Origin of the sequence: Rubripirellula amarantea (assembly GCF_007859865.1) — a bacterium.
In the GTDB taxonomy this organism is placed as follows: domain Bacteria; phylum Planctomycetota; class Planctomycetia; order Pirellulales; family Pirellulaceae; genus Rubripirellula; species Rubripirellula amarantea.
The window spans coordinates 1,481,605-1,497,398 of record NZ_SJPI01000001.1; the positions used below are offsets into that span (position 1 = coordinate 1,481,605).

13 protein-coding genes are annotated in these 15,794 nt (G+C 53.1%); 8 read left to right on the forward strand and 5 right to left on the reverse strand.

Features of this window, described 5'->3' with window-relative positions:
• Nucleotides 1–7 precede the first annotated feature (7 nt).
• From Pla22_RS05345 to Pla22_RS05355, 3 genes are all read right to left on the reverse strand, one after another.
• Entirely contained in the window at nt 8–1,555 is a 1,548-nt protein-coding gene (locus Pla22_RS05345) for a DUF4178 domain-containing protein (protein ID WP_146513704.1), read from the reverse strand.
• A complete protein-coding gene (locus Pla22_RS05350; RefSeq protein WP_146513705.1) occupies nt 1,552–2,001 on the reverse strand; it encodes an S-adenosylmethionine decarboxylase family protein in 450 nt (149 codons plus the stop codon). Before Pla22_RS05350 ends, Pla22_RS05345 begins: the two co-directional genes overlap by 4 nt.
• A 96-nt stretch (nt 2,002–2,097) precedes the next feature.
• A complete protein-coding gene (locus Pla22_RS05355) occupies nt 2,098–3,237 on the reverse strand; it encodes an SPFH domain-containing protein (protein WP_146513706.1) in 1,140 nt (379 codons plus the stop codon).
• A 226-nt stretch (nt 3,238–3,463) separates the two neighbouring features.
• On the opposite strand from Pla22_RS05355, the gene Pla22_RS05360 reads away from it, so the two are divergent.
• The 4 genes from Pla22_RS05360 to hemA all read left to right on the forward strand — a co-directional run bounded on the left by Pla22_RS05360 (nt 3,464) and on the right by hemA (nt 9,409).
• Entirely contained in the window at nt 3,464–4,384 is a 921-nt protein-coding gene (locus Pla22_RS05360; RefSeq protein WP_165440522.1) for a YdcF family protein, read from the forward strand.
• Nucleotides 4,385–4,480: 96 nt separating this feature from the next.
• A complete protein-coding gene (locus Pla22_RS05365; RefSeq protein ID WP_146513708.1) occupies nt 4,481–7,141 on the forward strand; it encodes a ComEC/Rec2 family competence protein in 2,661 nt (886 codons plus the stop codon).
• 106 nt (nt 7,142–7,247) lie between these two features.
• Nucleotides 7,248–8,132, forward strand: a complete 885-nt coding sequence (gene ccsA, locus Pla22_RS05370) for a cytochrome c biogenesis protein CcsA (RefSeq protein ID WP_146513709.1) — start codon at nt 7,248–7,250, stop codon at nt 8,130–8,132.
• Entirely contained in the window at nt 8,129–9,409 is a 1,281-nt protein-coding gene (gene hemA / locus Pla22_RS05375) for a glutamyl-tRNA reductase (protein ID WP_146513710.1), read from the forward strand. Before ccsA ends, hemA begins: the two co-directional genes overlap by 4 nt.
• Before the next feature lie 61 nt (nt 9,410–9,470).
• On the opposite strand, the gene scpB is transcribed toward hemA, so the two are convergent.
• Both scpB and Pla22_RS05390 read right to left on the reverse strand, forming a co-directional pair.
• Nucleotides 9,471–10,769, reverse strand: a complete 1,299-nt coding sequence (gene scpB / locus Pla22_RS25470) for an SMC-Scp complex subunit ScpB (protein WP_207310297.1) — start codon at nt 10,767–10,769, stop codon at nt 9,471–9,473.
• On the reverse strand, nt 10,738–10,983 hold the full coding sequence (locus Pla22_RS05390) for a hypothetical protein (protein ID WP_146513711.1): 246 nt from the start codon (nt 10,981–10,983) through the stop codon (nt 10,738–10,740). Before Pla22_RS05390 ends, scpB begins: the two co-directional genes overlap by 32 nt.
• A 235-nt stretch (nt 10,984–11,218) precedes the next feature.
• Between Pla22_RS05390 and Pla22_RS25475 the strand changes: the two genes are divergently transcribed.
• From Pla22_RS25475 to dnaN, 4 genes are all read left to right on the forward strand, one after another.
• Entirely contained in the window at nt 11,219–11,695 is a 477-nt protein-coding gene (locus Pla22_RS25475) for a hypothetical protein (RefSeq protein WP_207310298.1), read from the forward strand.
• Nucleotides 11,692–12,873, forward strand: a complete 1,182-nt coding sequence (locus tag Pla22_RS05400; RefSeq protein ID WP_242631807.1) for a cysteine desulfurase family protein — start codon at nt 11,692–11,694, stop codon at nt 12,871–12,873. The genes Pla22_RS25475 and Pla22_RS05400 overlap by 4 nt, the downstream gene beginning before the upstream one ends.
• A gap of 144 nt (nt 12,874–13,017) precedes the next feature.
• Nucleotides 13,018–14,136, forward strand: coding sequence for a helix-turn-helix domain-containing protein (locus Pla22_RS05405; protein WP_146513712.1), 1,119 nt, complete (start codon nt 13,018–13,020; stop codon nt 14,134–14,136).
• Nucleotides 14,137–14,645: 509 nt separating this feature from the next.
• Nucleotides 14,646–15,764 carry a DNA polymerase III subunit beta gene (gene dnaN / locus Pla22_RS05410; protein ID WP_146513713.1) on the forward strand — a complete coding sequence of 373 codons (1,119 nt, stop codon included), beginning with the start codon at nt 14,646–14,648 and terminating at the stop codon, nt 15,762–15,764.
• Nucleotides 15,765–15,794 lie beyond the last annotated feature (30 nt).

The following is a 15,794-nucleotide window of genomic DNA, read 5'->3' on the forward strand; positions in this document are numbered from 1 at the left end:
GCGCATCCTACTCGCTTGACCGATAGGGGCTGTAATCACTGTTTTCCCATCGTTTGACTTCATAGCTATACATGTAGATCAACGCGCCGATGGGAACGATCGAAACGAACAACAACGCGTAGAACATCATCCATGGGTCCACCGATGTCGTTCGTTTGAACATGCTACAGATCGAGAAAATACAAAAGATTGCCATGCCAAAGGCGGGCCACAGTAGAAAGAATCCAACACCCATCTCGGGTCGCGGTTGAATTGGTCCCACACCCCAGGATCGTCCTATGAATCCAACGCCGAAAGCCTTTTCAACCGTTTCGGGTTTTAGGTACGTGGAAAGCGTTAGGTTGATTTCTTGCGATCGACCAGTATCAGACGTTTCAAACGAAATCATTCTTGGTGGGGCAATGTAGTCTGCGGTCTGGACCTGCTCGCCCGCTTCTACTCGCCAATAGAATTCACCCAAGACATTTTGCACATAGGCAGTGCCCCGATCGTAGAGGCGAAAGCTGTCGCCGTCATATTTGACGTAGCTACCACTTCGCTTCACATTCGCAGATATCGGTTCGGCGAACGCCCAATGATTTTGATTTTCGATCAGCCATCGAAATCCAATTTCATGGTTGTAAAGAAGATACTCGCTCCAAGGGTACGTTTTGCCTTCGTAAAGCGCGAATCGACGCAGGAAACCGATCACCGTATAGCGATCACCCATCAATTCGCCTTCGCTCCCCAACGGAATTTTGATCGGCAACTTTTCGCTAGTCTTTAGCGTTGAAAAATACAAAAGTTTGCCATCCGAAACGTCCAACAGCGAATGGCAGTTGTCGCAGGTGATCCGTTGGCTTTGGTCGGGCACATGCAGCGACAAGGGACCGCCACACTTAGGACAGTTCAACTGCAGAGCGGAAACCAGTTTCGCTTCGACGTACTCGGGGACAGCATCGTCGAGGTCTAATTCCGCCAACCTGATTTCTTTGCCCACGTACGCAACGTTGCGATCACCGTATTCAAACGTTGCCAGCGTATTCTCGGCTCCTGCCAAATCAGCAAATCGGTGTTCATGTCCGGCGACAAAGTTCCAAGGTATATCACCTTCAGCAGACGCAGTCTTTGCAACACCGACTTCGCTAACGGTAAATTCAGCGCGCCCTAACTGAGCTGATTCGCCAACTCGTAACGAATCAAAAGCCGGCAATCGAATCGAACTACTTAGTTGTCGTTCGAACATCAAATAGAAGCGACCTTGAGCCTCGGCGAGCCATCCCCATTTTTCTCCTGAAAACGACAAGTACCATTCGTTCCAAACACCGCCTGCGGGATGGTTGTACTGGACACGACCCAAAATGGTGAAACGTTTGCCGCGGAAGAACCCGCTGATTCCTAGACGAAGCGGCGAATTGGTTTCGACCAAATCAGCCACTTTGCCGTGATCTTCGATCTTCTTATCGTTGCGAGCGACCGCCGATTGGCAAAACGGACAGATCGTCACCAATGTCGACGCGACTTTGAATTCCACCGGGCCACCGCACGCGGGACAAGCGGCTGTACGAGCTTTCATCGCTGTACCTCGTCATCTGTATGGCCCTGATCGCTTCGATCGACAAGGTTGCCTCGAGGAATCTGCTTCACTTCCACACGACTGGCCCCAAGGCGATCTCGTAAATGCGTTTGCCAGTCCCAGGGTTCACGATGACAACAACAGTACAAGTTCAATGTCAGAGTCCCAAACTCGGGATACGTATGCACGGCCAAGTGCGATTCACTGAGCAAATACAACAATGTCACTCCGCCGGGCATCAAACCATCAGGCGAGGGAAATTGATGCGACAGCGGGTGGCCAACGACATTCAGTTCAAGGTCACGGACGACATCATCGGTAATGCGTTTGATCGTCGCTAATTCAGTGAGCCGTTGAGGATCACAGCCATTCGCATCGATGATCCATTCCGTTCCCGTAAGGGACGGTGACTCGTTGATTCGAGAGAACGAGGGAAAAGGCTGCATCGTGCGCGAGCGGTGGCAAAAGTTGGAACGGAACTCTTTCCGTTCGTGGTGAATATTTCAATCAGCAAGACTAACGAATTCCGTGGTGTCGACCACTCAGCTTGCCGGTGGTGGTGGCGGTGGCACTTGAGCAAACCAGGCTGCTAATGCGGGCACCTGCGAAGCGGGTAACCATTGTGGCATTCCAGCGCTCCAAACCATCGTTTCAGAGGTAACTTGGCCTTGGGACACTAAAGATGCCATGACCTCGGCGGTGAATGGGCCTTCCGATTTTCCTTGGTTAGCCACATGCCAAGCTACACCCTGCGATGGCAAAGCGGGTGGGGTTTGCTGCGCCGAACCCGACGGCTGGGCTGCGCCGGGTTGATGAGCTGCTGAACCCAATCCCATTCCCATTTGGTGAGCCATTGCCATTCCGACTCCGAGTCCCATCCCTTCAGCCGCTCCACCACCACTGGGATTTTCCGCCGCGGCTGTCATCGCGGTGCCCATTTGATATTGTTGGTAGCGCTGCATGTCACCAATGACACCCATGCTCGTTCGCGTGTCGAGAGCTTTTTCGACAGCTTCGGGCAATGAGATGTTAACGACGTATAACTGCGGACAATCCAGCCCGTATTCATCATCAATTCGCTCGCAAACTTCTTTGCGAATGTGCTCGGATAGCTCGGTGTACTTGGTAGCGAGATCAAGGGCAGGCATTTGTAGCTTGGAAACCACGTCGGCAAACGAGCTCGCGATAATCGAACGTAGGAGCGTCGTAATGTCGTCGGCACCGAAGTCGCCATCAGTCCCCACGATCTCTTTCAAAAGAGCTTTGGCATCAATCGCGCGAAGCCCGTAGGTTCCAAAACCACGGATTCGAATGGGACCGAATTCGGGATCTCGCATCATGATTGGATTGGGAGTTCCCCACTTCAAATCGGTAATCTGAGTGGTACGAACAAAGTACACTTCCGCCTTGAAAGGGCTTGCGAAGCCGTACTTCCAACCGTTGAGCGTGCTCATGATTGGCATGTTCTGAGTCGTCAGCTCATAGTGCCCCGGTTGATAGACATCAGCAATTTCGCCACTGGACACGAACACGGCAACTTGGCCGGGTCGCACAATTAGCTGGGCTCCGTTCTTGATTTCGTTTTGGTGCCGTGGGAACCGCCAAACCAGCGTGTTTTGTGAGTCATCGATCCACTCGATGATGTCGATCAGTTCGCCACGAAGTCGGTCAAAAAGTCCCATGTCTACATTCCTAAGTGAAATTTCTTCGCTACCCTTCCCACGCAAATGCGAAGTCGGCTCCTTCAAAGGCCAACTTGAAAAAGCTTGGGGGCGCGAATTTCTGGCAATTCTTGCCCCATGGTACCGATATTCAGCCGTAGCACGCAAACAGGCTAGCCCGTGTGTACCTGCGTTTAGCAAATCAACGTTGCTACCATCGCAAAACAACACGGTCAAATTAGCATGGATGTCTTCTCATTCCATTGCCACCTACTTTATCGATTCGAAGTTCATCGGAACCATGACCTCTTCAACATCGCCACATTCTCCTGCGCGTGCCTTTTTTATCGCGTCGGGGATTGCCATCGCAACAGCCATGGTAATCGTCGGCGCAACCTTGTTGCTTAATGGAACCGACAAAGCAACTCGTACAGCGACATCGATTTGCATGCCTATCGGTGTGCTTTGGTTGGGATTGTTGACCCTGGGAATCGCGGCCTGGCTCAGTGGCCATCGGATGACGTCCGCTCTGTTCCTCACTCTGTTTCTTTTTGTGTCGATCACTGCCAACTCAGCAGTCGCAGATCGAATGATCTCTTTGATTGAATGGCATGCAACAAAAGTTACCGCGACGAAAGAGTCGCCCTATCGAATGGCCGTGGTACTCGGTGGGGGAACATCGGTGCGGGCTGGTGGAACCGCGGAAGTCAACAACGAAGGCGAGCGGTTGGTTTCCGCAGCGCAGCTTTGGCATGCGGGACTAACCCAAGCCATCGTGGCGACCGGCGCCAGTCCGGACGGAGATTACCACGCTAAAGACGTCACTGCTGAACTGCTGGTTTCACTGGGTGTTCCGAATGATGTGATCTTCAAGATCGATGGACAGAATACGTCGCAAGAAATGATGTATCTCCGGGCACTCTTGAACGATCCACCCGCGAGATTTCCAGAAAAGGGAACGGCAGTTCTAATTACCAGTGCGTTTCATATGCGTCGCGCGATGCGACTGGCTGACGGACAACGTCTTGACCTCGAACCACATCCGGTCAGTTTCTCGGTCGATCGAAAGCGTGATTTTACTCCGGCTGTCATCGTGCCGACGGCGCCGGCGGTTGAGCAGTTCAGCGTTGCACTTAAAGAAATCCTTGCGGAAGTTGTTGGTCGCTAGCAATAGGACCAGCGTTGCAACGCGACATGCGTGTCATTTGAAGTGCTAAGCTAATTGCAAATAGTGGTCGCACGATGACAACGCAGGGGCTCCAACGTGGATCAAGGGTCTGCCTACCAATCTGAATCCGACAAGTGGGACCACCCTACAGATTCCGAGACGTCTAGTCTTCGTGAAAAGTGGCGTCGGTTAGCCGTTCAACAGCCGCTGCTGTTTCTGTTTATCGCCGCAATCGTTGGCGTGGTTTGGGATGCCAAAGTTGTCGAATTCCGTATTGGCTTTTGGATCATCACCGCACTGTGTTCGGCAGCGTTGATTGCATTACCAAGCTCAAGGTCAAGACTTCGGTCGTCTTATGGTGAACACAAACTTTCGTGGTTACTTTCAGCCGCAGCGATGTTGATGTTTGGTTCCCTTGCCATCGTGGACCATCGCTTGCAGGATTGGCAGTACGAATCGGCAAGCATGTTATCGATCGTAGGACAACAATCCAGTCCTCACATTGTCGAAGGTACACTTCGCGATGCACCGGTGCTGCGCATACATCCACTTGAGCAGCAGCGTATCGCTCGTGATCAATCGCCTTGGCAAACACAACTGAACCTTCGGGTCGATAGTTATCGTAGCGGCAAAAAGATGCAAGCGATCGATGGCAACATCAAGATCACTGTGGACGGACAGTGCGATCACTACTTGCCCGGAGATCGAATTCGTGTCTATGGCGACCTTTATTCGTCTGGGCCAGCGACGAATCCAGGAGGGACTGATCGCTACCAATCTGATCGCCGTTTAAAAACGCATGCTCGGATGAATGTCGATCGAGTCGAACAGATCACCTTGCTTGAATCCGGCCAACGGTCGCAACTTGTATCCCGATCCATCGCGATGTTGGCGGGACGGGGACGCGACACTCTGCTTACGACATTAAGCGAATCCAACGGTCCGCTTGCGGTGGCGTTGGTGATTGGTCAACGAGACTTCGTTGACAATCCAACTCGGGATTTATTGTTGGTCACCGGGACGGCACACTTGTTGTCGGTCAGTGGAATGCACTTGGCCATCGTGGTGACGCTGGCGAACATGATTGCAATGTTGTTGCGATTTCCGCTGAGCGTGAAGGTCGTTTTCATTCTATTAGTGTGTGTGTTCTACACCGCTATCACAGGAGCACGTCCGCCCGTCATGCGAGCGGCACTGTTGGTCACCGTCTTTACCGTCGCCATTTTTGCTAGGCGTCCCAACCAACCTATCAACACGCTTTCGCTCGCGGGTTTAGTGCTGCTTTTCTGCAATCCCGAGAACGTGTTCAGCATGGGCGTGCAATTGTCTTTCTTAGCCGTGGCAACACTGCTATTTGCCAGCGGTCGCATGGGAAGCAGCACGAGTTCGATTGCGGTGAAGAATGCGATCGATACCGACCGTCAGTTTGAGCAGTTGGCTGAGTCATCGCGTTCAGCGCCCCGGCGATGGTTGCGGCAAGGCTTACGAGTAGTGTCGGCGCTTACCTGGTTAAGCCTTTGCGTCAGCGTGATCAGCTTGCCGTTGGTTTGGCACCAATTCAACGTTGTATCACCGATCAGTGTGGTAGCCAACGTCGTACTAGGACCGTTCTTGTTTGCTGCGTTGGCATTTGGGATCGCTACTTCACTTGCTGGCCTGATTCATCCGACGCTAGCGATGTTGCCGTCGATGGGATGTGGTTTGACGATCTCGTTGATGCGTTGGATTATTGACGCCTGCGCCGCGATTCCGCTTGGCCATGCGTGGCTACCAGCACCGCCGGGCTATTGGGTGGTAGCGTTCTATGTCGGGATAGCGGCCACCATGGTGATGCCGGCGCGATGGAACCTACCCCGAAGCGTCGCCCGTACCGCTCGCTTGCGTGGCTGCCAGACCAAGTGGCTTCGATATTTTTGGATCGGGGTGTGGCTGTTCGTCGCCGCGTTGATGGTATCTCGCCCTACATTACTGCCCAAGGAAACCATCGAAGCAACCTTTGTGGACGTGGGTCATGGGACGTGTGTCATTATTCGAGTTGAAAACGAGGTTTGGCTTTACGACTGTGGGCGACTAGGGAACGAACAAGGTAGCAGCCGGGGAATTGATCAAGCGCTATGGTCGATGAACGTCAACAAGCTTGATGGCGTAATCATCTCGCATGCCGATTCTGACCATTTCAATGCATTGCCGGGGATCGCGCGACGATTCCGAGTCAACCAAGTTGTCACACCGCCCGGTATGCTCGCCGAGCCTGAACAGGCACTTGATCGAATTCGTGACGCAATCGCCGAGCATGACATCGAGGTACGTGAGTTCGCGGCAGGCGAGCTGATGTCCGTCGGCAATCGAGAGATGCAAATTTTGCACCCTCCAAGACCTCGTATCCAAGGCAGCGATAATGCCAACAGTTTAGTTTTGCAGTTGGATCATGGCGGCAAGTCGATGATCTTACCCGGCGATCTTGAGCCACCGGGCACAGAAATGTTGATCAACCAGGATCGTCCCCTTCCAGGCGGAGTCTTGATGGCACCTCATCACGGAAGTTTAAGGATGGATGCCGAAGTCGTGCTGCAATGGGCAAGGCCAGCCAATACGATCGTCAGTGGCGGTCGGCTTGCACGTCGGCCTGAGGTCGAAGCGATGCTACATCAATTTGGCAGCCAGGTTGACGTCACCTCCGTTGTCGGTGCCGTTCGCGTGCGAATAGACGGCGATGGCCAGATCGAGATCCGCAAATGGCTAATCACGCCGTGGTGACGATATTCACCTTGGTAATCCGTGTAACGAATCGCTTCACATGCCTTGCATCAGGTGACAAACGACGACGTAAGAGTACGATAAGGGGCTCCTACCCGAGGCCATTTTGTTAGAAATTCTCCGCCAAGTTACCGTCACCTGCTTCTTCGCCAGCTATCTCGTTGTGCTGGCCCTGGAATTGCTGCGTTTACTGGGAAAATTCCCTGGTCGTGCGTTGCTGGTGGTCGTGATGATGGTGATGGGGCTGTTCACTCACATTTGCTATTTGGTGCTGCGGGCGGCTGATAGCCCGGTCGCTCAGGGTCTTACCCGCGAATCCGGTTTATGGGCGAGCTGGACCGATTGGTCACTGTTGATGGCGTTGGTACTGGCGATCTGTTTTTTCGTTTTCTATCTAAGGCGACCAGATACCGTTATCAGCTATTTCTTTTTGCCGGCCGTCATGGGCCTGATTGGATTTGCTGTTCTGGTTCGCGATCGTGCCCCGTTCACTCGAACTGAAGCAACCGAGCTTTGGCGAAGCGTGCACGGCTTGTCGATGATGATCGGATCGGTTTCGGTATTGATCGGATTTTTGGCTGGCGTGATGTACCTGACTCAATCCCGGCGACTGAAGCAGCATCGCGCTGCCGGATCACGCGTACGCTTGCCAACACTGGAAACTTTGGGAAAGCTGAATCGGCGATCGCTCGTATTTAGCACCATCATGGTCGGCATCGGCGTTATTGCCGGCGTCGTGATGAATCTCAATCGATGGGGTCAGGTCGGCTGGACCAACGGTGGCGTGCTGTTGAGTTCGCTGCTGCTGGTTTGGCTAATCATCGCAACGGCTATCGAGTTCTGGTATCAACCGGCTAACCGTGGCCGTAAAGCAGTTTACTTGACTTTGGCAAGTCTCGGCTTTTTGATTCTGGCGATGATCGGCGTCTTAGGGACCGAACACGGTCAATCCCAGCCGACACCGGCAAGCATTGAGGAAACTCAATCATGAAGTTGCAGATGATCGGCTGCAGCCATCATGATGCCGCCGTCGAATTCCGTGAGAAAGTTGCGTTCTCGAGCGACCAAGTCACCGAGACGCTTGCCTCGTTTCGAAAACGATTCCCATCGTGTGAGTTGGTGCTATTGAGTACCTGCAATCGCATAGAGCTGTACACGACGGCTCCTGATGAAACGGAACTTGACCAATCCGCTGTTGCTGAATTCTTGGCGGATGAGCGTCATTTAAGGATTGATGAAGTCGTTGATCAGATGATCTATCGATCCGGCAGCGAAGCCGTTGCCCATCTCTTTACCGTTGCTTCGAGCTTAGACAGCATGGTCGTCGGCGAGGCCCAGATACTTTCGCAGGTAAAACAGGCTTACGACTTGGCGTGTCACGTTGGATCCGCAGGTCCGCTAACGCACAGTGTTTTTCAGGCGGCCAATCGAGCCGCCAAACGAGTGCAGCAGGAAACGGCAATCCATCGTCGACGGGTCAGCGTACCTAGTGTTGCAGTGGGCGAGATCATTCCAGAGATCTTCGATTCACTTAGCTCCAAGCGAGTGGTTGTTTGCGGTGCTGGTGAAATGGGCACCGAAACTCTGCGTTATCTCAGCCAAGCCGGGGCGAAGAATGTTTGTATTGTCAATCGAAATTTCAATCGTGCGGTTGAGCTTGCTGAAGAGTTCCTAGCTGAACCAGAGTTGTGGGAATCTTTGCACGAACAGCTTCTAAGTGCGGACATCGTGGTGGGCACCACCTCGGCAACCGAACCGATCGTTGAATTCGCTGAGTTCAAGGCGATCCATGAGCGAAGACGCGGGCGAGTGTTGTTGATACTCGACCTCGCGATCCCTCGCGACTTTGATGCAGCGATCGGTGAACTTTCAGGCGTCTATCTTTATAGCATCGACGACTTGAAAGCTGCCTGTCAGCGCAATCGCAAAGAACGCGAAAAGGAATGGCCTAAAGCGAAGGAAATCATTGACGACGAAACGCAGCGATTTATTCAGGCGTTCCAACATCGCTCAACGGGACCAGTCATCCGCCGGTTACGCGATCAGGCTTTGGAACTTAAGCAAGACGAACTTGCTCGTTTGAAGAACAAGCTTGAACTAGATCAATTGGATCCAGCGATCGCACAAGAGGTTGAAAAGTCGTTCGATCGACTGATCAACAAGTTGCTGCATCCACCGCTAACGTCGATCCGAGACGATGCGGCGGAAGGTCACCGCCGAGGACTACTCGAGGCGGTTCGGCATCTATTCAACTTGGGCGATGAATAGAACTAAGAATCAAGCCAAGACGAACCCGTCGGGTTGGGGAACGCATGACAAGGTTGTGGGCTTAATCCCAAGCCTCGTCTTCTTCCTCATCATCTTCGACTTCCTCATCGTCGTCGTCCCAATCTTCTTCTTCGTCGTCGTCTTCGTCCCAGTCTTCTTCCTCTTCGTCGGACTCTTCATCCGAGTCCTCGTCGTCGACTTCTTCCCAGTCGTCGTCTAGCTCGTCGTCGTCATCTTCTTCGTCGTCGTCTACATCATCGTCGTCGTCTTCATCGTCGTCGTCCCAATCATCATCATCGTCTTCGTCCCAATCGTCGTCGTCGGCATCTTCATCGACGCCTTCATAGAGATCGTCTTCTTCATCTTCGATGACAGCAGAAGGATCGACCGCTAAGGGATCGATCGTAGCATTGGCTTGAATCATATCTGCCTCGGGCGATCCGGTTTCGGCAGCCAATATTTGAACAGGCACGGTGTTATTTTCTTGGGCAAACAGTTCGGGGGACACCGACGCGACAGCAATACTCACGACAGGCTCCTTCTGGGACGTCGACGAATGGTCCGAGTTTGCATCAACAGTAGACGCATTTTCGGATTGGGAAACAGGATCTTTAGATTCTTCAGGTTCTTCTTGCAAGGTCTGCCAATCAATTGGTGGCAGAGCCGCAGTATTGGGCAGGCCAAAGAGTTGTAAAAAACGTTTGGTAGTGTCGTAAAGATAGGGTCGTCCTAAATCTTCACTTCGGCCAGCAATTCGTACTAGGTCACGCTCCATCAATTGCCGCAACAATTCGCCGCAGGCCACCCCCCGGATTGCCTCAATTGCAGCCCTTGATACTGGACCACGATAAGCGACCACAGCCAACGTTTCCATCATAGGAGTCGATAACCGAACAGGGGACGGTACGTGGGTAAGTCGTGATAGCCAAGGCGCAAGTGATGGTCGCGTCAACATCCGGTAGCCGCCGGCAATCATTTCAATCCGTATTGCGCGACCCAAATCTTGATAGGTTTGATTGAGCGAGCGGACAAGGGTACGGGCCTCGGTCGCGTCGCTCAAGTGGGACATTTGAGCTAATTTTCGAGGTGCCATGGGAGTCCCCGTCAACAACAGTACCGCTTCGACACGACGCCGTTTGATACTAGGGTCTTCATCGTTAGCGGATTTTGCATCGTTGGACGCTTCAGCCAGCAATCCGTGGGCCAAATTGTTTTGTTTTGAACCGTTGATTCCCTTCGCCAGCGAAGCGATCGAGTAGGGTCGACGGTGGTTTGCCGATTCCCATGTCGATCTAAGGGCCCCGGGACCGAAATTCGGGGCACATGAGTTAAGGCGGGACGAGGACCAAGATCGCGACATGGGATAGACTAAGCAGGGTCTGGAAAGTTCGGTTTTCGCCATAAGTATCCGCTTTCTGGACACTCTCACTCATATCGCAACCATCGCCCAAGAAGGCAAGCGTGTCCACCTCGGTTTCTGAATCCTCGTCGTCTGCCTCGCCGGGCCGATCCCAGAGAAATCCTAAGTCAAAATCGCCATCCGCTGCTCGAAAGTGGATCGCACTAGCGTCCACGTTGGTGATTTTGCTGGTTGGATTCTTCGTGATCCGTTCTCAGGGGCACGTTGTTGGTTCCGAATTCGCACCTTCCCATTTTCAGACGCGGTCGTTCAGTTTCTACGAAATCCCCCTACTCCATCTGCAAATCACACCCATCAAACGCACGGTTTCAAGCAACCCGACATCCATGTACCTGCGGCAAAACAACCTCATACACGTCGGGAAAGGTGCTCCCCAACAATGGCATTTAATGTCCTTGTCGCGAGGTTTGACCGGAACCACCGACGCCAACGCCAACTTGTTGGTTGATCAACTGACGATGCAATCAGGTTCCGATTCATATTGGCGAAAATGGAGCATTGATCACCCCAGTCACGCCAAGATCCTATGGCCCACAGTTCAGAAACTGGCTCAACGCGAGCTCTACGTATTGCTCCCAGCATTGCTTGAACGAGCCGGGGTGGATCACGAAGAGACCAGTGAAAGTGTCGCCCGCCTTCAACAAACCATTGATGGTTATTGCAAAGAGCAATACACCCGACTGATTTCGGATATGAACGATGCCGGTCGAACGGAACTAGCGGACGAATTGCTCAAAGAGGCTTCCCAAGACTTCCCTGAAGAATTCCCCGAAGAATTCGATGGAAGCAACCTCACTTTTGAACGAGACGATCCTGATAGAGCGATCCCGCCCGCGGCTTCCTCTCAGTCTCGCGAATCGTCATGACACGAAACATCATTTACCTAGACAACAATGCCACGACCTCTTTGGACCCTCGGGTAGCTGATCGAATCGCGAAAGAGTGGACGTTGGGTCCCGCCAATCCGTCCAGCCAGCATCAACTTGGCCAGCGAGCTCGAAACCGCCTTGATGAAGCGATTGAGGCGATCGGTCGTTGCTTGGGCTGTCGACTCGACCAGCCCGGCGGTCCCCGCCTGATCCTCACTAGCGGCGGCACTGAATCCAACAACCTGGCACTTCGCGGTATCGGACATGCTGGTCCGTTGGTCGTCAGCCAAGTTGAACACCCCAGTGTCTTGGCTACCGCCCTGGAAATGCAAACGCAGGGCCGCGACGTTCGCTTTCTAGGCGTCGACGATCATGGCCAAGTCCAGTTGGACCAGTTGGAAGGTTTAATCGAGCAGGAGGGAATCCGTGCGTCGCTCGTTTCGATCATGTCGGCCAATAACGAAACAGGTGTCGTTCAGCCTATCGCCGAGGCCGCCAAGATCTGTCATCGGCTGGGTGTACCGTTGCACGTCGACACGACTCAAACCATTGGCAAACAAGTTATCCACTTAGGTCGAGAGTACCCTGGCGTCTCGGCGGTTACGTTCACAGCCCACAAATTCCACGGTCCCGTGGGCGTGGGAGCCCTTTGGTTGGCGGCCGGCGTCGACGTCAAAGCCATTATTCGTGGTGGCGAACAGCAGCTTGATACCCGGCCGGGAACTGAACCCGTCGCGTTGGCCGTAGGGATGGCTCAAGCCTTACAGTTTGCGCAAAACGAATGTGAGCAGTCTTATCCCCACACCACAAAGCTGCGCGATCGACTCGAATTGGGTCTGCTGGCCGGACACGCGGAATTGGTTGTCCAAGGGATCAAACACCCTCGTCTACCCAACACGACCTGCGTGTCGTTCGTTGGCACCGATCGACAATCCTTGCTGATGTCGCTCGACATGGCGGGAATCGCCGCGAGCAGCGGTTCGGCGTGTAGCAGTGGTAGTAGCCCGCCCAGCCACGTCTTGACCGCGATGAAACGTCCGGAGGCGGAGATCCGTTCGGCAATACGTTTTGCAGTGTCCAAGTTTTCCACTGTTGAAGAAATTGACGAGGCGATTGAACGTATCTCTCAGTGTTACCTACGTTTACGCAGAAAATCGGATGTGGATAACTCTTAGTTTTCCACTGGCATTTGAAGATTGATTGCGTACAATCGCCGCAACATCTGATCCAAACTGTTCTGTTTACCCGGCTTTCCCAAGACTGGATTGCAAGAACGGTCGTCCCGTCAGAACCATTACCGCCTAAGTCGTCACGTATTCGTGCTACTGCAAGACGAAACTACCGCCAACGCTTCACTGAAGCGCAGCGTCGAGTCTTTCCCACTCGAACGTCCGCCATCTTCGATGCGACGGAGAGGGCCGCAGTACGTTCCCGCATCGCTGTCCTACTTTGTCGCTGGTGAAGAAAATCGCCTGGCGGCATTGGTATGTGGTGGCGAGATCGAAGTCTTTGCGTTGGGCAATCCCGTTTTGCTGACAGGACCGGTCGGTTGTGGCAAGACTGCGATCGCTACCCACCTCGCCGCACTGGCTGTTTCGCAGATCTCGCGAGATGGGGAACCTGGCAGAGTTGTCTTTTATTCGGCCAATGATTTCGCGAGATCGTATTCCGAAGCCATTTCCGCCGATGACTTAAAGCCGCTCAGCGATGAACTTGATGTCGCTGATGTGCTAGTGATCGACGATTTGCATTTGATGGCTGACAAGCCGGCGGCGCAAGAAGAACTGGCCTTACGGATCGAATCGCGTTTTGATGCTGGTTTGCCGACGATTTTGACATCCAAACGGATGCCGTCGGAAGTCCGCGGCATTCGAAGTCGATTGGCTAGTCGTTGCGCCCCTGGTCTGACGATTCCTATTGAACTACCCCAGACTGCTTCGCGACGCCAACTACTCAGCGAGCTCTCACTGCACTTCAGTCTCGAACTTGACGAAAACTTGATTGCGATCTTGGACGCTGGGCTGGAGAGTTCCATTTCCGTGCGAGCCATGGAAGCGACGATGAAACAAATCTCGTTGTGGTGCCGCATGAACGAAAGCCAGGTCACGATCGAGGCGGTGCAGCAAGCCATCGATGGTTCTCGGCAAAGCCGCGATTTGTCGATGGCCGAGATCACGAACACCGTATCGAGGTACTTCCGGCTAAGAAGCTCTGAGTTGCGAAGTGATTCTCGAAAGCAAAACTTGGTGCGTGCCCGTTCGCTTGCGATGTGGTTGGCCCGTCAATTGACCTCCAACAGCATGCACCAAATTGGTGATTACTTCGGCGGTCGCGATCACACCACCGTGCTTCATGCGATCCGCAAAACGGCATCGCATCTTGAAACTGACCCCGTGCTTAAACGAGCAGCGGACGAGCTGGCCGAAAAGCTCTCGTAAAACGGCTCCCGTTTCGCTGTGGGTAGAAAATAAACCCGGACAATCCATACAAAAACTGAACTATTTCAGCGGTGGATAAGTTGTTCAGGAACCGTGTTCTTTCTGTGTGAGTCTGTTCCCCATGATTGTCAGTCGTTTGGCAGCCCTGTTGATCGATGTTGAAAACCGACTCCTTAACCAACAAAAATCCATCACCAAATCAACGCGTTTTCCACTGCCATCTCGTTTTCTCAACTCGTGAAATCTGAACGAGTTACGGCAGCCAATAGCCGTTTCTCAACACTTCTGCTCGAAGCATTACGAAGACGACGATATTTAATTACTAACTCTCTCAAGAGAGAAGCCACTGAAGATCAGAAACTTGGGATGGTGGACTCATCATTGGGGCGTGCGGGAATCCTCGAGAGTCGGTAAAACATGGGAGGTTCAGTCAAAGTCATTCACTCGTGGTGAGCATCCGTTGGCAGGACCGCTCTTTTTGTCCGTTTGTCTTCCGCAGATCCACTTTCATGAAAATCGTTTGTCAACGCGAATCTCTGACCAGCGCCTTTGCACTCGCAGCAAGCATTGCTCCGTCACGATCACCGAAAGAAATTCTTCAAAACGTGAAGGTGACCGCCGCTGGTAGCAAGCTGACGCTGATGGCCACGGACATGGAAGTCGGCATTCGGTTGGAACTTGAAGACGGTGTGGAAGTTGAAACCGAAGGAACCGCGTTGCTGCCAGTGGGACGCACGATGGCAATCCTTCGCGAAAGCAATGACGAAACCCTCACGATCGAAACGGACGATTCGGGAATTCGGATCACGGGCTCTCGCAGCAAGTTCCGTTTGCCGGGAAGCAACCCCGATGAATTTCCTGCCGTCGCTGGCTTCGAAGAAGACAAGTATCACGTCGTTCCAACGCGTCTGTTCCGCGAAATGGTCAAGCGAACCGTTTTCGCTACGGATCCAGAAAGCAGCCGTTACGCACTCGGCGGAGTGCTTTTGGAAATGGACGAGTCGAGTGTTACGGCGGTAGGCACCGACGGACGTCGTTTGGCTCGCATGGAGGGCACGGGTGAAGCCATAGGCGGACACCAAACCACAGGTATGACCACGATCGTGCCCACTCGAGCGATCCAGTTGATGGAGCGGGCTGTTAGCGACAAGGAAGAAACGGTAGACGTCGCTGCCCGCAATAACGACCTTTTGGTTCGAACAAGTCGAGCGGTAATTTATTCCCGATTGGTCGAAGGACGTTATCCCAATTGGCGACAAGTGTTACCCAACCGTACCGATGCTATTCAACTTGATATGACGGTTGGACCGTTGTTTGCCGCACTTCGACAAGCAGCCATCGTGACGGATATGGAAAGCCGAGGAATCGACTTTACGTTTGCCGACGGAACGCTGAAGCTAGAAGCCAGCACGGCCGAGATTGGTGAGTCGCAGATTGAATTGCCAATCGCTTACGATGGCGAACCGATCACGTTGACGATGGACCACCGCTATCTAGCCGACTTCTGTAAGGTGCTCGACAACGAGACCAATTTTGTCTTTGAGATTGAATCCGGATCCGCTCCCGCACTGCTGACAACAGACGATGGCTATGGATACGTGATCATGCCAATGGCTAAAGATCGCTAGATAGTTGTCCAGCGAGTTTTATCCCGGATG

Excerpts from the sequence above, each read along its gene's own strand:
- Pla22_RS05360 (WP_165440522.1), top strand. The coding sequence starts at position 3,464 with ATGTCTTCTCATTCCATTGCCACCTACTTTATCGATTCGAAGTTCATC.
- scpB (WP_207310297.1), bottom strand. The coding sequence starts at position 10,769 with ATGTCGCGATCTTGGTCCTCGTCCCGCCTTAACTCATGTGCCCCGAAT.
- Pla22_RS05355 (WP_146513706.1), bottom strand. The coding sequence starts at position 3,237 with ATGGGACTTTTTGACCGACTTCGTGGCGAACTGATCGACATCATCGAG.
- Pla22_RS05345 (WP_146513704.1), bottom strand. The coding sequence starts at position 1,555 with ATGAAAGCTCGTACAGCCGCTTGTCCCGCGTGCGGTGGCCCGGTGGAA.
- Pla22_RS05400 (WP_242631807.1), top strand. The coding sequence starts at position 11,692 with ATGACACGAAACATCATTTACCTAGACAACAATGCCACGACCTCTTTG.
- dnaN (WP_146513713.1), top strand. The coding sequence starts at position 14,646 with ATGAAAATCGTTTGTCAACGCGAATCTCTGACCAGCGCCTTTGCACTC.
- Pla22_RS05350 (WP_146513705.1), bottom strand. The coding sequence starts at position 2,001 with ATGCAGCCTTTTCCCTCGTTCTCTCGAATCAACGAGTCACCGTCCCTT.
- Pla22_RS25475 (WP_207310298.1), top strand. The coding sequence starts at position 11,219 with ATGTCCTTGTCGCGAGGTTTGACCGGAACCACCGACGCCAACGCCAAC.
- hemA (WP_146513710.1), top strand. The coding sequence starts at position 8,129 with ATGAAGTTGCAGATGATCGGCTGCAGCCATCATGATGCCGCCGTCGAA.